Origin of the sequence: Vibrio sp. 1562 (assembly GCF_033340155.1) — a bacterium.
Classification (GTDB): Bacteria; Pseudomonadota; Gammaproteobacteria; order Enterobacterales; family Vibrionaceae; genus Vibrio; species Vibrio alginolyticus.
Genome location: NZ_JAWOVY010000001.1, coordinates 64,826 through 81,115 on the forward strand (window position 1 = coordinate 64,826; position 16,290 = coordinate 81,115).

At 43.5% G+C, this 16,290-nt stretch carries 15 protein-coding genes; 4 read left to right on the forward strand and 11 right to left on the reverse strand.

The genetic code is table 11. The annotated features are described in order from the left end of the window. Positions 1 to 356: 356 nt before the first annotated feature. Both R7Z49_RS00295 and R7Z49_RS00300 read right to left on the reverse strand, forming a co-directional pair. Positions 357 to 980 (reverse strand): class I SAM-dependent methyltransferase, encoded by a 624-nt coding sequence (locus R7Z49_RS00295; protein ID WP_005373579.1) that lies wholly within the window; start codon positions 978 to 980, stop codon positions 357 to 359. 5 nt (positions 981 to 985) lie between these two features. After that, on the reverse strand, positions 986 to 1,441 hold the full coding sequence (locus tag R7Z49_RS00300; protein WP_186585449.1) for an Lrp/AsnC family transcriptional regulator: 456 nt from the start codon (positions 1,439 to 1,441) through the stop codon (positions 986 to 988). A gap of 148 nt (positions 1,442 to 1,589) precedes the next feature. Here R7Z49_RS00300 and R7Z49_RS00305 point away from each other — a divergent pair, with 148 nt between their 5' ends. Both R7Z49_RS00305 and R7Z49_RS00310 read left to right on the forward strand, forming a co-directional pair. Beyond that, positions 1,590 to 2,516: a DMT family transporter gene (locus R7Z49_RS00305; protein ID WP_017635181.1), complete on the forward strand. Its 927-nt coding sequence runs from the start codon at positions 1,590 to 1,592 to the stop codon at positions 2,514 to 2,516. A gap of 94 nt (positions 2,517 to 2,610) precedes the next feature. After that, positions 2,611 to 3,273, forward strand: a complete 663-nt coding sequence (locus R7Z49_RS00310; RefSeq protein ID WP_064369362.1) for a flagellar brake protein — start codon at positions 2,611 to 2,613, stop codon at positions 3,271 to 3,273. A 2-nt stretch (positions 3,274 to 3,275) separates the two neighbouring features. Here the strand turns inward: R7Z49_RS00310 and R7Z49_RS00315 are convergent, their stop codons facing one another. From R7Z49_RS00315 to R7Z49_RS00350, 8 genes are all read right to left on the reverse strand, one after another. Continuing rightward, positions 3,276 to 4,313 (reverse strand): DUF2955 domain-containing protein, encoded by a 1,038-nt coding sequence (locus R7Z49_RS00315; protein WP_186585451.1) that lies wholly within the window; start codon positions 4,311 to 4,313, stop codon positions 3,276 to 3,278. Positions 4,314 to 4,325: 12 nt separating this feature from the next. Beyond that, a complete protein-coding gene (locus R7Z49_RS00320) occupies positions 4,326 to 5,384 on the reverse strand; it encodes an HlyD family secretion protein (RefSeq protein WP_017635178.1) in 1,059 nt (352 codons plus the stop codon). Between the two features lie 35 nt (positions 5,385 to 5,419). Then, positions 5,420 to 5,875: a transcriptional regulator SlyA gene (slyA, locus tag R7Z49_RS00325; protein ID WP_005373589.1), complete on the reverse strand. Its 456-nt coding sequence runs from the start codon at positions 5,873 to 5,875 to the stop codon at positions 5,420 to 5,422. A gap of 313 nt (positions 5,876 to 6,188) precedes the next feature. Next, positions 6,189 to 8,765, reverse strand: a complete 2,577-nt coding sequence (luxQ, locus tag R7Z49_RS00330) for a quorum-sensing autoinducer 2 sensor kinase/phosphatase LuxQ (RefSeq protein ID WP_017635176.1) — start codon at positions 8,763 to 8,765, stop codon at positions 6,189 to 6,191. Next, entirely contained in the window at positions 8,765 to 9,862 is a 1,098-nt protein-coding gene (locus tag R7Z49_RS00335) for an autoinducer 2-binding periplasmic protein LuxP (protein ID WP_005385634.1), read from the reverse strand. The genes luxQ and R7Z49_RS00335 overlap by 1 nt, the downstream gene beginning before the upstream one ends. Positions 9,863 to 10,193: 331 nt before the next feature. After that, on the reverse strand, positions 10,194 to 10,511 hold the full coding sequence (locus R7Z49_RS00340) for a GIY-YIG nuclease family protein (RefSeq protein WP_005373593.1): 318 nt from the start codon (positions 10,509 to 10,511) through the stop codon (positions 10,194 to 10,196). Next, positions 10,508 to 11,158 (reverse strand): YceH family protein, encoded by a 651-nt coding sequence (locus R7Z49_RS00345; RefSeq protein ID WP_318111108.1) that lies wholly within the window; start codon positions 11,156 to 11,158, stop codon positions 10,508 to 10,510. Before R7Z49_RS00345 ends, R7Z49_RS00340 begins: the two co-directional genes overlap by 4 nt. Positions 11,159 to 11,324: 166 nt before the next feature. Next, complete coding sequence (locus tag R7Z49_RS00350; RefSeq protein ID WP_005385630.1) at positions 11,325 to 11,549, reverse strand: hypothetical protein; 225 nt, start codon at positions 11,547 to 11,549, stop codon at positions 11,325 to 11,327. Positions 11,550 to 11,769: 220 nt separating this feature from the next. Here R7Z49_RS00350 and R7Z49_RS00355 point away from each other — a divergent pair, with 220 nt between their 5' ends. Both R7Z49_RS00355 and R7Z49_RS00360 read left to right on the forward strand, forming a co-directional pair. Further along, the gene (locus R7Z49_RS00355; RefSeq protein WP_005373603.1) at positions 11,770 to 12,084 is read left to right on the forward strand and encodes a DUF496 family protein; all 315 of its coding nucleotides are present in this window, start codon (positions 11,770 to 11,772) and stop codon (positions 12,082 to 12,084) included. A gap of 121 nt (positions 12,085 to 12,205) precedes the next feature. After that, the gene (locus R7Z49_RS00360) at positions 12,206 to 13,549 is read left to right on the forward strand and encodes an MATE family efflux transporter (protein ID WP_318111111.1); all 1,344 of its coding nucleotides are present in this window, start codon (positions 12,206 to 12,208) and stop codon (positions 13,547 to 13,549) included. A 68-nt stretch (positions 13,550 to 13,617) separates the two neighbouring features. Here the strand turns inward: R7Z49_RS00360 and R7Z49_RS00365 are convergent, their stop codons facing one another. Continuing rightward, positions 13,618 to 16,254, reverse strand: a complete 2,637-nt coding sequence (locus R7Z49_RS00365) for an ATP-binding protein (RefSeq protein ID WP_053349268.1) — start codon at positions 16,252 to 16,254, stop codon at positions 13,618 to 13,620. Positions 16,255 to 16,290 lie beyond the last annotated feature (36 nt).

Sequence of the window (16,290 nt, forward strand, 5' to 3'; positions counted from 1 at the left end):
TGCGTCACATTAATGCTTTACTTATGGACATTTTTTGGTTAGTTTAGCCATTAATAAAATTTAATAAAAAGTCACATTTGGCTGGAGATGATGCTACAAACATGGTTATCAATCGATTAAGTAACAGGGAATGTCCTAATGCTACCAAAGCCAAGTTTTTGTCAGTAGTTAGGCACGTAAAAGAGTTCGGTTCAATCAGTGATTTGGATCTGTGTAAAATCTTCGGAGAAACAATATGGAGTGATGGGAGGGAATACCATTCAGCCGCGTTCTCATTCAAGGTTGATAGATACACAGGTAACTGTGAAATCTCACAATACAAAAACCAATAAGGCTTAAGAATTTATTAAGCGGAGTCAGGAAACGGACTCCGCTTTTTTGATCATGGCAATCGTAAAGTCGTGCTCGGAGTATCCCTCAATCAATCGTGTATTCGGACACAGCAATCGACAATAGCGAAAGACACCTTCTTTATTGTGCGACGCTAACATTTTCATGCTGGGTAGTTTGGATTCATCCAACAAGTTAAACACACAACCTTTCTCTGTCGCTCGGTACATTTTATCAATCATTTCAATGGTATGATTTGGGTTGGTGGATTGATAGTTCAATGATCCGGAAGCAAAAACAAAATCGCAACGAGGCAATACCAACGTTGAAAAGTCGCCACATATAAACTTACTTTGCGTGCGAAAATCTCGTTTTCTGGCTTCAGAGATAAACTGTTTTTGCTGATCAATGCCAATATAGCTTTGAGGAAGCCCCCCCGTAAGTTCGATAAACGCTAACAAGTCTCCGTAGCCGCACCCAATATCTAAAATACTTGAACCGTCTAACGTTAACCCTCGGCACAACGCCTCAAAACGGCTGATCTGACTATACTTATCTGCCCATCCCAGAGTTCGGGCTCTGTCTTTACCAAACTGTCTATATCGCTTTCGATGATAGTGAGCAATCTTAAGTCTATCGAAAAATTTCATCTTTCTTATGCATAAATCGGCAAACTGCCATTTCCTTTCACTTGTCTAATCGCCAGGTGGGTATGAATATCTTTCACATTTTCTAATCGCTGTAACTTTCTAGTAAATGTTTCATAGCCAACGAGGTCTTTGCTGACCACCTCTAACAGGTAATCATAGGCCCCTGATACGACATGGCATGAGATCACTTCATCCATCTCAACAACGGCATGTTCAAACTCATCAATCGAAGAAGCTTGGTGGTTATTTAAACTCACTTCAACAAATACAGTCATCGCGATGCCTACAGTGTCTCTGGACACAATAGCTCGATAACCACTAATTACACCTTCCTGCTCCAAACGCTTAATGCGCCTTGCACAAGGTGATGCCGATAGCCCTACTTGGTCAGCAAGTTCTGCAGTTGTCAGAGTGGCATCCTTCTGCATTAGGTTGATAAGTTGCCTGTCAATTTTATCCATTTATTCTTCCGTGCCTTTAATCACTAATAATTAACATTTATACGCAATTTATCACCAACATCAAGCCTATTTACGTCAAACTTTGCCTCCCTTTGGCAAGAGTTTTATTCAACAATTAACACATCATTTACAAATGGACATGTCGATAATGATCTTGGGATACGCAGCTATATTAACGACCTTACTGCTTTGGTCTGGTTTCTTTATTTCTTTAAAAGGGGGCGCAATTTCTGCCTTGCAGCCAGCCGATATCGCGTTAGTTCGCTTTCTCATCCCAAGTATAATTTTATTACCATTTGTGATTAAGCATAAACAGTCGCTGCGCGTAGTGCCTAAACGCTACCTGGTTGGTGTTGTGGTTGGAAGCGGCCTTCCCTATCTTCTGGTCGTCGGAACGGCTATGCATTTCGCTCCCGTGGCGCACGGCAGTGCATTAGTACCTGGCACTTTGCCATTGTTTGTTTCTGCTATCGCGGTACTTTGTTATCAACAGTCGCTGAGTGCTCACCGCTTAATCGGGCTTTCTACGGTGCTGTTAGGGATTTTCGTATTCCTTCTTTCTAATAGCGGCGCAGAGTACAACTGGTCTCAATTACAAGGGCATATCCTGTTTCTAACTGGCAGCATCATGTGGGCTGCTTTCACCATCAGCGCTCGTGTCGCCAATCTTAATGCACACGTCTGTGCAGGATTCGTTGCAATCGCGTCTTTGGCTCTGCTCATTATCGCCGTTGGTTTCGGGTGGGTAGACAGTTATTTGGTGGTAACACCGTTCAGCCAGTGGCCATGGGAGGAGTTATTTGGCCACGCGATGCTACAAGGTGTTGGCGCAGGTTTAATCGCTTCTTTCACTTTCATTTATGCAATTAGGATCATCGGTGCCGAAGCCAGCGCTGCTTTTGGTTCATTAACTCCAGTCGTCGCGACACTTCTTGCCGTTCCAATTTTTGGTGAACAACCAGATTCTCTCACTTGGTTAGCGCTGATGTTGGTCACATGCGGCAGTATTGTGGCAAGCCAAATCTTTATGAAAGGTGGAATGAGCCAAACTTATCGCCCACCACTTCACAGATAGCGATGATTTTACAAAAACTTATGCCTTACTATCTTGAATAACAAAATGGCGTTTTGATAGCCTCAGCTCAACTAATAATTAAAACGCCAATGTGATGCCAGCCACTCATACTAAAGATGAACTGCATAGGTTTCTCAAACCGGGAATGAAACTTTCTACTAATTTCGAATTTGGGCCTAAGGATCAATATACGTATTCCACCACCTATCTGGGGATGAAAGAAAATGCTTATTTGATTCTTGATATACCAATGCGTTTGCTTGAAGAGCAAGTGATGAGAAAACTCCCCAACGCCGATGTCATCGTGCGTGGTGTATCAGATACGGAGTTAGGCCATGTCATTGCGTTTAAGTCCAGCGTACTGACGACGACCGTTCGACCATCCCCCCTTTTGTTTATCCGCATTCCAGGAACATTTGCAACCAAACCAGTTCGGGAACATGAGCGTTACAAGTTGCAAATGGACTGTAACGTTATTCATGCAGGGAATGTCTACGACGGTAGCCTTATCGATTTCTCTCTAGCAGGTGTTGGTATATCAACCTTGATTGAGCCCGAATTCAACGTGGGTGAGAGTGTTACCATCGAATGCCCGTTAAGCCACTATATCGGAGAAGAAAATCGATGTGTCATTGCCAACATTAAGAAATTGGTGAAGGGATGGGTAGTTGGAATTAAGTTTGCCAGTCCCATTGCGATGACTCACGAACTAAAAACAGAGTTACTGGAGCAATCCTTTCTAACCAGTAACGTCTGAAATTACTGCTCGCTAAAGCGCGTCGCCTCAAAGCTGTTGAGTATTCTGTGAACCGTATAGGTCACAAGCAGCGTCGCAACAATAGCAAACAAAATACTGCTCACGCGATACAGCGCACTGAACATTAAGTCACCATCCGGAGTAAGATATTGGCCGAACAAAATGCCTAATGTGGTTAAGCCGCCAAATCCGGCTCCCGAACCGCTAGACTCTTTCACGTGCATATAGCTGAACATCATCGCACCAATCCAAAGCAATGGGACGATAAACAATAAGGTATCCGACCAATCGTATAATACAAGTTGTCCGACAATACCAAAGGTCACCCCCATCAAGGTCCCCATTGCTCTTTTTCGCGCATACCCTAAAGCACCGTTCCAATGCATAGGAAACAATAAAAGTAAGGTTGTCGCCTGAGCAGACATAGAGTCACTGAGGTCAAATAGCTGGAATACAAGGAAAGACATTGTAGCGATACTCGCCCCCATAATGGCTTCATGACGCATTCGATGACTCTGTTTAGGCTGCGACGGTTTCGCTGGTGGCTGACGAGGTTCCGCATCGGGAATCAAAAATGTCACCACATAAGCAACGATCACTGAAATAACATTCGCTTGCAGGTTGCTAAATATTAGGTCATTTAAGTCAGTGGTTGGATAACTCGCAAAGTGCAGCATGATGCTTAAGCTCAGTACGCTGTTCGCTCCAAATAAGAATAAGCTCCCTTTTGACATACAGGCGAATTTATACAGGAACAACCCGAATGCAATGATTGTCATCATGCCTGGGTGCCCACCAAATAACCCACCAAGCACACCAACTTCTAATCCACACACAACCGCTGAAAAAATCAGTTGTCGTGCGGCATGTAGACTCATGACTGGCACCATTCCAAGTAACAGCATCGGGGTTACAGTAAAGAATACGCCATAGTTCCAACCAAATACTTTACATAAAGTGAAACCAATGGTCGCACCAGTTGCAATGCGCAAACACTGACGGAAGTCGTTTTCCGACATGGGGTGGTCCCATAACTTCATATCGCCTCCTCGTTAATAAATATAATGAAGAAGACTCAAGAATTGGATCTGGCACCTCGCTAACCAACCAGATAACGAGTTTTCTGGCAACAACTGCACGGTTGCTCGTGCCCCTGCTGGAAATGCGCGCTGCTGAGGTTCATCGATAGCTAAATGTAAACGTAAGCGCTGCGCATCTCTCACCCAACGGTTTGAGTCAGTTGGTGTTGCTAAGCGACCATCCGCATCGAATTGACCCGAGCTGACCCCGGCATCCACACTCGTAATACGAGCTTCAAATACATCACCAGGTAAGCTATCAAAAGCCACTAACGCACGGCTGTTCTGATTAAAGTGTCGTAAACTCTTTTCACGAAAGTCGGCAATGATATCCACGTCATCGGAGACTAAAGCGACAAGAGGTGTACCAGCTGCCGCATAGGCCCCCGTCTCCAGCTGCAAGTTAGCGACAACGCCATCATGTTCCGCCGAGACTTGAGTGTAAGACAGATTAAGTTCCGCTTGTTTTAGCTGGTTTTGCGCCACGCGGATATTCACATTCGTCGCGCCTAAATCACCGCGGTTTACTTCCAACTCTTTTAAACGAGCACGTGCGGCCAGTAAGTTCGCTTTAGCTGCCGTTGCACTGCTCTGTGCGTCATCGCGCTGCTGTTGCGAAGTACCATTACGGTGAAACAGAGTATTAAGACGTTTTGCTTCGCGAACTTTTTGTTCCGCCACGATTTTGCTCGCTTCAACGTCTGCTTTTGCCGCAGCAATAGAAGCATCAAGTTGTTCGTTGTTTTGAATCACACGCTCAAGGTTAAGTTGAGCCTTTTCTACGGCGAGCTGATAAGGCTGGGGATCAATCTGAAATAGTAGATCGCCTTGGCTTATTTCTTGGTTGTTGGCAACATAAAGATGCGTAATCTGCCCACTCACACGGGGGGCCACTTTAGTTACCACACGCGTTGCCATTGCCTGAGGCGTCAACGGCATGGCGAGATCTGCAACTAGAAAATAGGCAAAGACAAGGACAAACGCGACGCAAGAATATTTGATCCAACGTGCGAATTTTTGATCTGGAGTCATAGGCGTTTACTTCTCTTTTAATTCGGTTTTCTGACTTATTCGCTAAGTGAATCAAGCGCATTGTGAGCAATCTGATCAAGAATCAATGAAAGCTGCTGAAGTTCCTGGTCGTTGATGTCCGTTAGGAGCTTGCTTCGAACTTGAAGAATTCGAGCCTCCATTTGCTTTAGTAGGGTTTTCCCCTCTTCTGTGAGGCTAACAATACGTGCTCGCTTATCGTGTTCACAGCAATGGCGAGTGATCAGAGATTGCTCTTCTAATAATTTTAATGTTCGCATCAACGACGCTAACTCGATCTCAAGCGCTTCAGCCAAATGCTTCTGACTGATGTTGTCACCCATTCGATAAAGCTTCCATAACGCAGTCCAACGCGGATACGTTAGGTTTAAAGGCTCTAACTCGCGATCTGCAACCATTTTCCATAAACGAGCAACACGAGATAATTTTTCAGCCAGAGAAAGGTCTCGCAAACTGTTGATGTCTTGAATCATAAGATCTACTCAATTACTTAGCGTGCTAAGCAATATAAAATAGTTAGCACGCTAAGTAAATATCTTTTTGTGATTGAAATCACGTTGGGTGTGTCAGTGAAGGGGCAGAAATCTAAGTAATACAACACTATGTTTGAATTTGAAATGCTGCGATGTACACAACAAACGTCGAGACCAATAAAGTCTGAAAAGTCTGAAAAGTCTGATTTGTATAAGAGTAAAAGGGTCAGATACAAAAAAGCACAACCCACAGTCATGGTGTTGTGCTTTTCAGATAATGAATAATTGGGTTATCCCGTAGTGAGCCAATTATTCATGTTCGCTCGACTAAGAACCGCTGCTTAAAATCCACAAATGCTTCATGGAGCGCATTTTCTTTAATCGGCTTGAGAAGCACGTAATTCGCACCCGATTCCATAAAGGCGTCACTGGTTTCTTTCGCGGTGTCAGCAGTACACGCATAAATTGGCGTGCCTAGTTTTAGCTTTTGTCGGATCTCTTTGGTCGTTTCAATTCCACCAAGATGCGGAAGTTGGTTGTCCATCAGTATCAAATCGTAAGTATGATCTTTTAAGAATTCCATTGCTTCTAACCCATCTTTCGCCCAATCAACCTGCATTTTGTACTTGTTACAAAACGCTTTTAGAATGAATGCGTTAGTATGGTTATCCTCTACCAACAACACTTTGAGACTCTCTGCAAATAGTTCACCTGGCTTAACTCGCAAACTCGAATCAAGAGGGGTGAGTACTCGCTCACGATCTTTCACTGGCATTGTAATGACAAAAGTCGTTCCTAAGCCTTTCTGACTGCGGACTTGAACATCACCTTCCAGCATGTCGACAAGGCTCTTCACAATGGTCAGCCCTAAGCCACTGCCGCCGTATTCTCGAGTCGTTGTTGCTTCTTCTTGAACAAAAGGTTCGAACATTTGGTCGAGTTTGTCAGACTCGATGCCGATACCTGTATCCGTAATTTCCACGACCAGCACGCTATTGTCAGCGCCATAGAACTGCTCCAGTTCCGCATGCAAGCGCACGCTACCCGAGGGCGTAAACTTCACAGAATTACTGACTAGGTTGAATAAAATTTGGTTCAGACGAACTTGGTCAGTAAAGATTTCAACATTGGGATCTATTTTGTTTTCAATGACAAGGTTGACGCCTTTACTTTCACAAATAGGACGATAAATGTTTTCTAACGTTCGAATTGTATCAGTGAAAGAAAACGGGTGCTTTTGGATATTAAACTTACCCTGCTCAATTTTCGAAAAGTCCAAAATATCATTCAAAACAGCAAGTAAGTGCTCACCACTATGCCGAAGTACGTCAATTTGGTTATTCTGCTCTTCTGTTTCCACAGAGTCTTTTAGCAATTGAGCAACCCCTAAAATTCCATTGATTGGCGTTCGGATCTCATGGCTCATTTTAGCCAGAAAGTCGGCACGGGCTTGAGCAGATTTTTCCGCTTCTTTGCGCGCCAAGTTACTCTGTTTTTCCGCCTCAATAAGTGTGGTTATATCCTGACCTTGAACAATAATACCGCTAATATCTCCATCAACTCGAATCGGCGATAAGTTCCAGCGATATACTTTGTCTCCAATTGGCACATTAACGCCTGTCAACGTAGCTCCCTGAGCCGCCATGCGAAGGTGTGGCATCAACTTTTCTTTGAAACCTTTGAACACTGGGTGCATGGTTTCAACATCGTTTTCCATGACTAACTCTTTGCGTGCTGCCGGATTGATTTGGACAAGCACACCCGATTCAGACCACACCATAATAGGAGATAACGCAAAGTTAAACAGGTCGCGGAAAGAGCGCTTTTGTGCTTCAAGCTCTTCAAAAGTGTTTTCTAGTGTCGAACCAATATGATCGAATTCCTCAATATCTGACCCCTCAAAACGCTCAAATCCTTTTTCTTCACGAGCCGAGCGGGTATATGCCATCAGGGATCCTAACTCTTCAACTACTCGATTCTCGATCCATTCTTTAGTCATCAGCGCAATCATGACCATACCGATAACTGAGGCTAGCATTGCTAGCAGGTGTTGGATTTGCAATGTCACCACGCTCTGATTGTCTTGCACAGTAAGCAAGCACAAGTCAGTCTCGGCGGCATTTACCTCAATAGGGGTTTTGATGATCAATAATTGGTCAAGCTTGTGCTGGGACTCTCGTCGTTTGAGTACGTCAAATATTTGATAAGCCTCATCTCCTACTAATGAGCTTGCCAATGGTGTGTTGTTAGCGACCAACACAACATTGTCGACGTTGCCTTCATTTTTTAACCTTTCCATCAACCCAAAGTTATTATCTAAAACAACAACATTGTAAGAGTACCCCATCACTTCACCGGTTTTAGGTTGTAAAACGGGTACGCGACGAAGTAACAGATGGCGAGTTCCCATCGGGGTCTGTGAGGGTAGATAATACCAGTTGTTGCTAAAGGTCACCTGACTGGCAAGTCGGCTAAGTATCAGATTGTTGATGCCATAGAAATGCGCGTTACCATCGTCCCAAATAATACCTTGATGATCGGTTAGGAAACGAAACTCTGGTGTATGGGAAGGATCACTCTGGTCAATACTCATGAAAAAGTAATTGAGTGCCTCTTCATCACGTTCTGTATAAAAATCCAATACAACATCACTTTTCGAATTGCTGTTGTGATGAATCTGAATCGCTGCAAAATGGCTATCAAAAATGTTCAGGATCAGGGCAGAGGTCTGCTGCTTGGTTCGGTCGACTTCCTGCCAAATAATCTGCTTCGAGAAGTAATAACTCTGAACAAAGATGCCTAGAATGATCGGAGCAAGTACGAGAATAATTATTTTGGTAATAAGCGTCGACAGTGAGCGACGCTTTCTTGTTTTTGATGTAGTTGTCATCAATTATCTGAGTATCTAAATGCACGTTTTCTTAATGCTTCAATTCTTTCTGGAGAGTCCGATTTGGTAACGACTTCAAAATCACCAGAGTAAACGGTGGGAACTGGCTTTCCTTCTAAATCCCACTTAATGGCCTCAGCCATTGCAATACCTGTATCATCGTTCATACGCATAACGGTAACGTCTAACTCCCCTTTAGAAAGCGCCTCTAACTCTGCTGAACCGCCGCCCCAACCATTGATCATGACATCATCACGACCTAACTCTTTAAGAGCGTCAACAGCACCTAATGCTACATCGGTAGAACACGCGTAAATGAAGTCAACGTCCGGATACTTCTCCAAACTGGCTTTTGCAGCTTCATACCCAGATTGCTTTGTTGCTTTGGTGTAGTAAGCAGATTGTAGTTCAAATTGATTATCGCGGTTCACTTGGTTGATAAAAGTGTTGCCTCTGATGTCACTAATGTAGCCCTCTGAGAAGTAGAGAACACTATAGTGGCTATGTTTAGGGAAACGCTTGCCAAACTCAACGGCCAATTCACGACTTCCTTCTGCGTGGTCGAAACCAACATAAAGAAACGGCTGATGATGTTCCCAATCCCTAACAGGTGTGGTGATATTTTGTAAAATTAACTTGGTTTTCTTTGAATCTAAGACATGCTCAACAAACTTACGATGTCTTGTGGTATCTAGAGTAAAGATCAAGTAATCGGAGTTGCTTTTCAGCGCCTCCATTAAAGACAAACTTTGCTGCTTTATATCTGCATTAGGACGAGTAAACACTTGATTTAGTTGATAGTCGATATCAAGCTTATCTAGGCGTTTTTCAAACGCATCGATGTTTCGAATCCAATAATCAGAGATCTGCTGCCCTGGATAAACAACAGAAATTTTCAGTGGACGCTTTTTGTCTTTTGCTACGGGTACAGGGGTTTCTCTTACCACTTCAGCCAACGCACTAGTTAACTGCTTCTGTTGTGGAAACTGGTCTAAAAACTCTTGATATGCCCAATACCCATTAAGAACTTGGGTGGCCTGCACATTCGGCGCAAAAGCGGCCATTGAAATCAGGGAGAATACTAACGCTTTTTTCATCTACTGCTCTTTTAGCTTTTTTATGAGCCTAATTCAGCTCTATTCATTACCTAGCCGAGTCATCCTATACTCTTGTAATCTACCTTCCTCTTAGTGCCTGTTTCAATAGTAAATTAGTTCTTGGTCTGAGTGGATGCAAATGAAAGTACATTGAGTCGCTTCCTTTGTCTCGATAACGTAGAGACATTTCGCGCTTTTCATATTCAGGCCCTTTAAACAGAACACCAGCCCATTATGCGTCAGTTTATTCCTACATGGTACTCCAAAAACAAAAAGAAACCGCCAATGTGACATAGGCGGTTTCCGTGTATCTTTGCGTAGCAAGGGCTTATCAGAGTGCCACTATCTCTAACATCATTTGTTGATGTTCGTCGACGACAATATTTGCTTTTGACATAACGAGCAGCTCTTTTTTCGCTTTAGTTAGTTGCTTAATATAGTACTCTGCTCGCATGGCAAGCGTCTTTGAGTCAAAATCCGATGACCATTCCAATACCAAAGGGCCTTTTCCCTTCAAAGCTTTCGCTCCTTTTCCGGTTTGGTGCTGATTGAATCTTCGTTCAACATCATTGGTAACACCACAATACAACGCGTTGCGGTTATTTCGTATCAGGTAGACACTCCAACGCTGCGTTGTATTTTCCATCATGAAAGCAGTAACTCAACCTTAGCTTTTAATTCATCCAGCTCTTCTTTCAGCTGAGCGACTTCGAGCTCTAGCTGACTTACTCGATCGGAGCTCGAGCTTGCAGAAGACACAGGCGCTGCAAGTTCGGACGCATCAACATCACCACAGAACAAATGCATATAACGCGACTCCCGCTTACCAGCCTCACGTGGTAATTTGACCACTAATGGTCCTTTCTCTTCACTTGCTAAATGCTCAAGGACCGTTTCCACTTCTTTTACATCATGAAATGTCGCGAGACGATTAGTACGAGTACGAATTTCCCCAGGTGTTTGAGCACCGCGCAAAAGCATACAGCATACAATGCCCTTCTCCTGCTCTGTCAGCTTTAAATCACCAAATTCCGTATTACAGAAACGGTGTTGATACTTGCTGACGCGGCTGTTGAACGCACTTTCGTCACTGACGAGCCTGCGCTCAATAAGAGCATCAACGGCATCGAGTACGTCTGACTCAGAGAGTGACATCACGGGATCACGGTTGCTTTTTTGATTACACGCGTTGGTTAATGCGTTCAGGCTGAGGGGGTAAAGATCTGGGGTAGTGACTTCTTTTTCGATCAAGCAACCAATAACTCGTGCTTCAATTGCCGTTAGCTCAACTTTCATAATGCATTTCCTTATTATTTTTGCATTTGACTTTGTACCTAAATCGCTTCGAAATCATACGCCATAAATTCGCACAGCAGTGCAAGAAGCGTTAGCGGTTCAGGTGTTGGTGTCAGGCTAAAGCATAGCGTAAGACCTGACACCCCCTTACGAATAGGGTCAGGTATCAATGCTCCGAGAGAATCGGCACTCTCGTCAAATTGCCATCTTGGTCGACCATCATTATTTTTGAACGATTAAGCTCAACTTCGATGATTTCGAGTTGCTCACGGGCGTTGATATACGCCGTTTTTAACTTTTCAGCCACAGAGCGAGTGACTTGCTCATTATCTTGACTATTTACTTGCTCCGCAGTGTTACCAGAGTCCATATCAAGTTCATCATTTTGCATTCAATGGTGTTGATAATATAGTGAAGGCCACGTTATGACAATGAATCGATGGATTCTACGATGTTGGCCAAAACTCGAAGAAAGCAGCACGATTATATGGACACAACGCAATTGGTTGAGAAATGTTCAACTCTGCATTGCTATTGATCTAAAGACTGTTATGCCACTGGATGTTGTGCTTTAATCGAGGAAGATATTCATAAAATTAGGAAAGAGAACTATGAGTAGCGTATTTGAAATCGTTAACCAAGCTCGTCGTAAAAACAAACTAAAACGTGAGCTTCTTGATAACGAGAAGAAAGTTCGTGATAACCGCAAACGTGTTGATCTTCTAGAAAACCTTCTAGACTACATCAAACCAGAAATGACTCACGATGAAATCGTCGCAATCATCAAAAATATGAAAGCAGACTATGAAGATCGTGTTGATGACCACATCATTAAAAGCGCTGAGATCTCTAAAGCACGTCGTGACATCAGCCGTCGCATTCGTGAGCTGACTGAAGAAGACAAGCAAACTAGCGGCAAAAAATAAACGCGTAAGCTAGATTTTCGAACCCCGAGCAAGAATATCTTCCTCGGGGTTTATTTTTGTCTCTAAACTAACCGCCGTGTACAATCAATCTAACTCTTATTCCTAACGCATTCAGCTTTCTATGTCTTCAACTACGACAAGTACACAACCAACGCTTGCAAAACAATTATTTACGATGACCTGGCCAATGCTTTTTGGCGTTCTGTCTTTAATGAGCTTTCAGCTTGTGGATAGCGCGTTTATCGGTCAGCTCGGCGTTTTACCGTTAGCCGCTCAAGGTTTCACTCTGCCTTTGCAAATGGTCATTATCGGCATTCAAGTCGGTCTAGGAATCGCAACGACAGCGGTCATTTCTAAAGCTCTTGGAGCGAATGAAAGTCGGTATGCCAAACAACTTGGCGGATTAGTATTGATGATCGGCTCAATTGGTGTCGCTATTTTTGGCGGGCTAATTTGGCTTTTGCGCTCCCCCATTTTAGCTCTATTAAGCGCTCCAGAATCTGTTATGCCGATAATCAACAGTTACTGGCCTTGGTGGTTATTAAGCTCATGGACTGGTGCGGTTTTGTATTTTTATTACAGTATCTGCCGAGCTAATGGCAATACAATGTTACCTGGCACAATGATGATGATAACCAGCGGCGTGAACCTTGTACTCGATCCGCTATTTATTTTCACGTTTGACTTGGGTATTAACGGAGCGGCAATAGCAACCATCGTCGCTTTTGGGTTTGGTATTTTAGTCGTCGCTCCTCGCGTGAAGAAGAATCACTGGGCAACGACACAATGGCAAGATCTTAACGTAGCCAAAAGTGTTGCATCTATCGGTAACATTATGGGCCCCGCGATGATTAGCCAACTGCTGCCACCGTTGTCTTCCATGCTAGCAACAAAATTATTGGCGAGCTTTGGAACCGCAGCAGTCGCCGCTTGGGCGCTTGGTTCACGCTATGAGTTCTTTGCTATCGTTTCGGTCTTGGCGCTGACAATGTCTATGCCTCCAATGGTTGGACGCTTACTTGGAGCAAAGAACTATGAAGATATCCAAAGGCTCGTCAGTATTGCCGTAAAATTCATTCTAGGTTTCCAACTTTTGATTGCTGCCATTACATTTGCCGTCGCAAACCCACTCGCATTATTGATGACAAGTGATGTGCAAGTGGAGCAAGTCTTGGAGATGCATTTACTGATAGTGCCGATCAGTTTGGGTTCATTAGGGGTTTGTATGCTAATGGTTTCTCTTTGTAATGCATTAGGCAAATCTTACACCGCGCTCACTATTTCAGCGCTGCGCTTGTTTGTCTTTTTCCTACCGTGCTTGTGGGTTGGCGCTCAAATGGATGGAATCCGAGGTTTACTCTTAGGCGCTTGTATCGGCAACCTGTTAGCTGGTGTTTCCGCATACCTAACCTATCGCCAAACCATACGCAAACTCGCAGGCGCTCAAGCCAGCGCACAACAATGAATAATCAGAACTAAGCCCCTGAAGTGGGGCTTTATCGTTTTGACACCTTGTCTAAGTTGAAATGTTAGCTAGGCGAGTTTTAATTCACTAAAGAGCTCAAATAACTGGTTCGATTTATACGGCTTAGGTAAATAAGCATCCATGCCTGCCGCAAAACAGTTGTGGATGTCTTCTTCCAAAACACTCGCAGTGAGTGCGATAATCATCGTTTTTTCGCGTCCTGCTTTCTTTTCCCAACGACGAATTTCTTTCGTCGCGGTCAGTCCATCCATCACGGGCATCATGCAGTCCATTAAAATTGCATCGAATTCTTCTCCCTTTGTGATGGCTTCTAACGCTTCTTGACCGTTGCTTGTTATCAAATAGTCATAACCTGCTTTATCCAGAAAAAAACTCGCTATTTTCTGGTTCATCAAATTATCCTCCGCAATTAAGATCCTCCGATGAGAGCGCGACGCTCGATATTCAGAGCTGACAACATTATTGGTGACATTGTCACTTGATATAGTCTTTTCAACCTTAGCTAAATCATCAATGACATGCTTAAATCGATTGCCAAGGAAAGGTAATGTGAGTACGGCATGTACTTTTTCTGCATTTTCGTAGGGAGTGGATAAATGATGCTGGCAAATAATCACACGGCGAAGATCGTAATTAAATGATAGATTATCCAAGATTTCATCGGTATTAGCATCGTTACTGTGGCACAGAAATATGACATCAAAGTCATCATTTATCGCTTGCACTTCATTCACATTATTAACACCAAAGAGATTGATTTTCGCTAAGCGACACTCTTTTAATACTTGGTCGGCGTAGTCGTAATTTGAGCAGATCAAAAGCCCTTTATTAATCACCTCCGAACGCCAGCCAAACACCGGAATTGCTTCAACCTCAATCGAGAATTCAAAGCATGTGCCCACTCCTTTTGTAGATGTTGCTACGAGCTTGCCCCCCATCATCGACACAAGCTGACAACAAATTGCCAAACCCAACCCTGTGCCGCCAAATTGCCTCGACACTCCTTCATCTTCCTGAGTAAAGGGTTCAAAAATCGTGGTTAACTTATCTTGATCAATGCCTATTCCGGTATCTTCTACTTTAAACGTCAGCACTCCACGTTCTTTCTCAAGTAACTCCTCATAACTAACATCAACGCATACATGCCCACTTTCGGTAAACTTAACCGCATTCGATACCAGATTCGTAACTACCTGTTTGACACGATGATCATCGACCATCACGCGAATGGGGATATTTTCAGCTAAATTAATACCTAACTTTAGCTGTTTAGATGTTGCTTTGGATTGGAATAAAATCATCGACTGATACACGACTTCTCGGATATCCGCTTCTACTAGTGACAGCTCCAATCGTCCAGACTCGATTTTAGAGAGATCCAATATATCGTTAAGTAAAGTGAGCAGTGTTTGAGATGAGGAGTCAATGTCATCAACAACTTCTTGTTGATGCGAAGACAACTCACTTTGAGAGAGTATTTCTGTCATGCCCATGATCCCGTTAAGGGGCGTGCGTATTTCATGTGACATGTTGGCAAGAAACACAGATTTTGCACGATTAGCCGATACTGCTGACTCTTTTGCATGCAGTATTTCTTCAGTTTGTCTCTGCATTTCTTCAACCACTCGATTCACTTGCTGAGCAAAAATGGTCAGTTCATCACTTCCATCAACTTTGACTTTTGTTTGCTTCTCTTCGGAGTTGATCAACGCGTTTAAAGTGTGAATGATCGCATCGAGTTTGCTGTTAACTCGGAACCAAGTACTAAATCCGAGCCAACAAAGCAGGATAACCACTAAGGCAACGCCAAAACTGATCATCGCTATATTGGCCTTTTGTTCATGAACCTGCGTGAGAAGCGACTGCTCAGTTTGTTTGGTGAACCCATCAATGAGCACTTGTAAGCGCTGCACACGAAAATCGAGTTCTTTTAAATACGCGGCGTAGTCACTTTGAGACATGTCTCCTGACATTAATTGTCCGCGAGACGCCAAGTTTCTCTGATATCTCGGCGAAGTAAACAAGCCAAGCAATTTATCCACTTGCTCGTATGACCCACCTAAGTTTAAAAACGCATCCAAATTTTGCTGCTGTCGGTCAATCGCCTGATAAAACATACTTTGACTTAGCCGACTCTCAGGGTCTTGGACTAAACGGTTCGTCAGCCAAGCTTCTTTCTGTGTCCAAAAAGAGAGCTGAGCAAGGTAGGCAATAAAATTTTGCATGCGAATGCCGTCGTCACTGCCATACCATTGATGATTTTGCAACAAAGAGCGCGACATATTTTGGAGCTGTTGAAATGCCCAATCACCCAGGTCGTCCATCTCACTCAATCTACCTGACAATACCCCCAGCATGGCTTCTTTCAGTTCATCAGCATACTCAGCAGTATTAGGGTTACTCACAAACTTTTGATGCAAAGAAGAAATAACTTCACCTTGTTCTTCAATATTAATGGCTGCAGAGACTTGAAGATCAGGCTGTCGGCGTACTTTCTCTATGGAGTAAATAAAGTGGGAGGCCTTGGATATCAATTGGAAACCTTGAATATTGCTAACCGTTTGATTGAGACGGCTCACGCGCAACGCATTATCAGAAAACTGCTGAACTGCAAACACCACTATTACCACAGCGGGTAATAGTGCGAGGAGTGCTAAGCGTGTTTTTATTGATAATCTCAACATCCATCAGCCTAATGGTTGATTTCATCCGTTTATTTA

Bases quoted from the DNA above. Each gene is read 5' to 3' on its own strand.
- R7Z49_RS00295 (WP_005373579.1), bottom strand. From the start codon at position 980: ATGAAATTTTTCGATAGACTTAAGATTGCTCACTATCATCGAAAGCGA.
- R7Z49_RS00300 (WP_186585449.1), bottom strand. From the start codon at position 1,441: ATGGATAAAATTGACAGGCAACTTATCAACCTAATGCAGAAGGATGCC.
- R7Z49_RS00305 (WP_017635181.1), top strand. From the start codon at position 1,590: ATGATCTTGGGATACGCAGCTATATTAACGACCTTACTGCTTTGGTCT.
- R7Z49_RS00310 (WP_064369362.1), top strand. From the start codon at position 2,611: ATGCCAGCCACTCATACTAAAGATGAACTGCATAGGTTTCTCAAACCG.
- R7Z49_RS00315 (WP_186585451.1), bottom strand. From the start codon at position 4,313: ATGAAGTTATGGGACCACCCCATGTCGGAAAACGACTTCCGTCAGTGT.
- R7Z49_RS00320 (WP_017635178.1), bottom strand. From the start codon at position 5,384: ATGACTCCAGATCAAAAATTCGCACGTTGGATCAAATATTCTTGCGTC.
- slyA (WP_005373589.1), bottom strand. From the start codon at position 5,875: ATGATTCAAGACATCAACAGTTTGCGAGACCTTTCTCTGGCTGAAAAA.
- luxQ (WP_017635176.1), bottom strand. From the start codon at position 8,765: ATGACAACTACATCAAAAACAAGAAAGCGTCGCTCACTGTCGACGCTT.
- R7Z49_RS00335 (WP_005385634.1), bottom strand. From the start codon at position 9,862: ATGAAAAAAGCGTTAGTATTCTCCCTGATTTCAATGGCCGCTTTTGCG.
- R7Z49_RS00340 (WP_005373593.1), bottom strand. From the start codon at position 10,511: ATGATGGAAAATACAACGCAGCGTTGGAGTGTCTACCTGATACGAAAT.
- R7Z49_RS00345 (WP_318111108.1), bottom strand. From the start codon at position 11,158: ATGAAAGTTGAGCTAACGGCAATTGAAGCACGAGTTATTGGTTGCTTG.
- R7Z49_RS00350 (WP_005385630.1), bottom strand. From the start codon at position 11,549: ATGCAAAATGATGAACTTGATATGGACTCTGGTAACACTGCGGAGCAA.
- R7Z49_RS00355 (WP_005373603.1), top strand. From the start codon at position 11,770: ATGAGTAGCGTATTTGAAATCGTTAACCAAGCTCGTCGTAAAAACAAA.
- R7Z49_RS00360 (WP_318111111.1), top strand. From the start codon at position 12,206: ATGTCTTCAACTACGACAAGTACACAACCAACGCTTGCAAAACAATTA.
- R7Z49_RS00365 (WP_053349268.1), bottom strand. From the start codon at position 16,254: ATGTTGAGATTATCAATAAAAACACGCTTAGCACTCCTCGCACTATTA.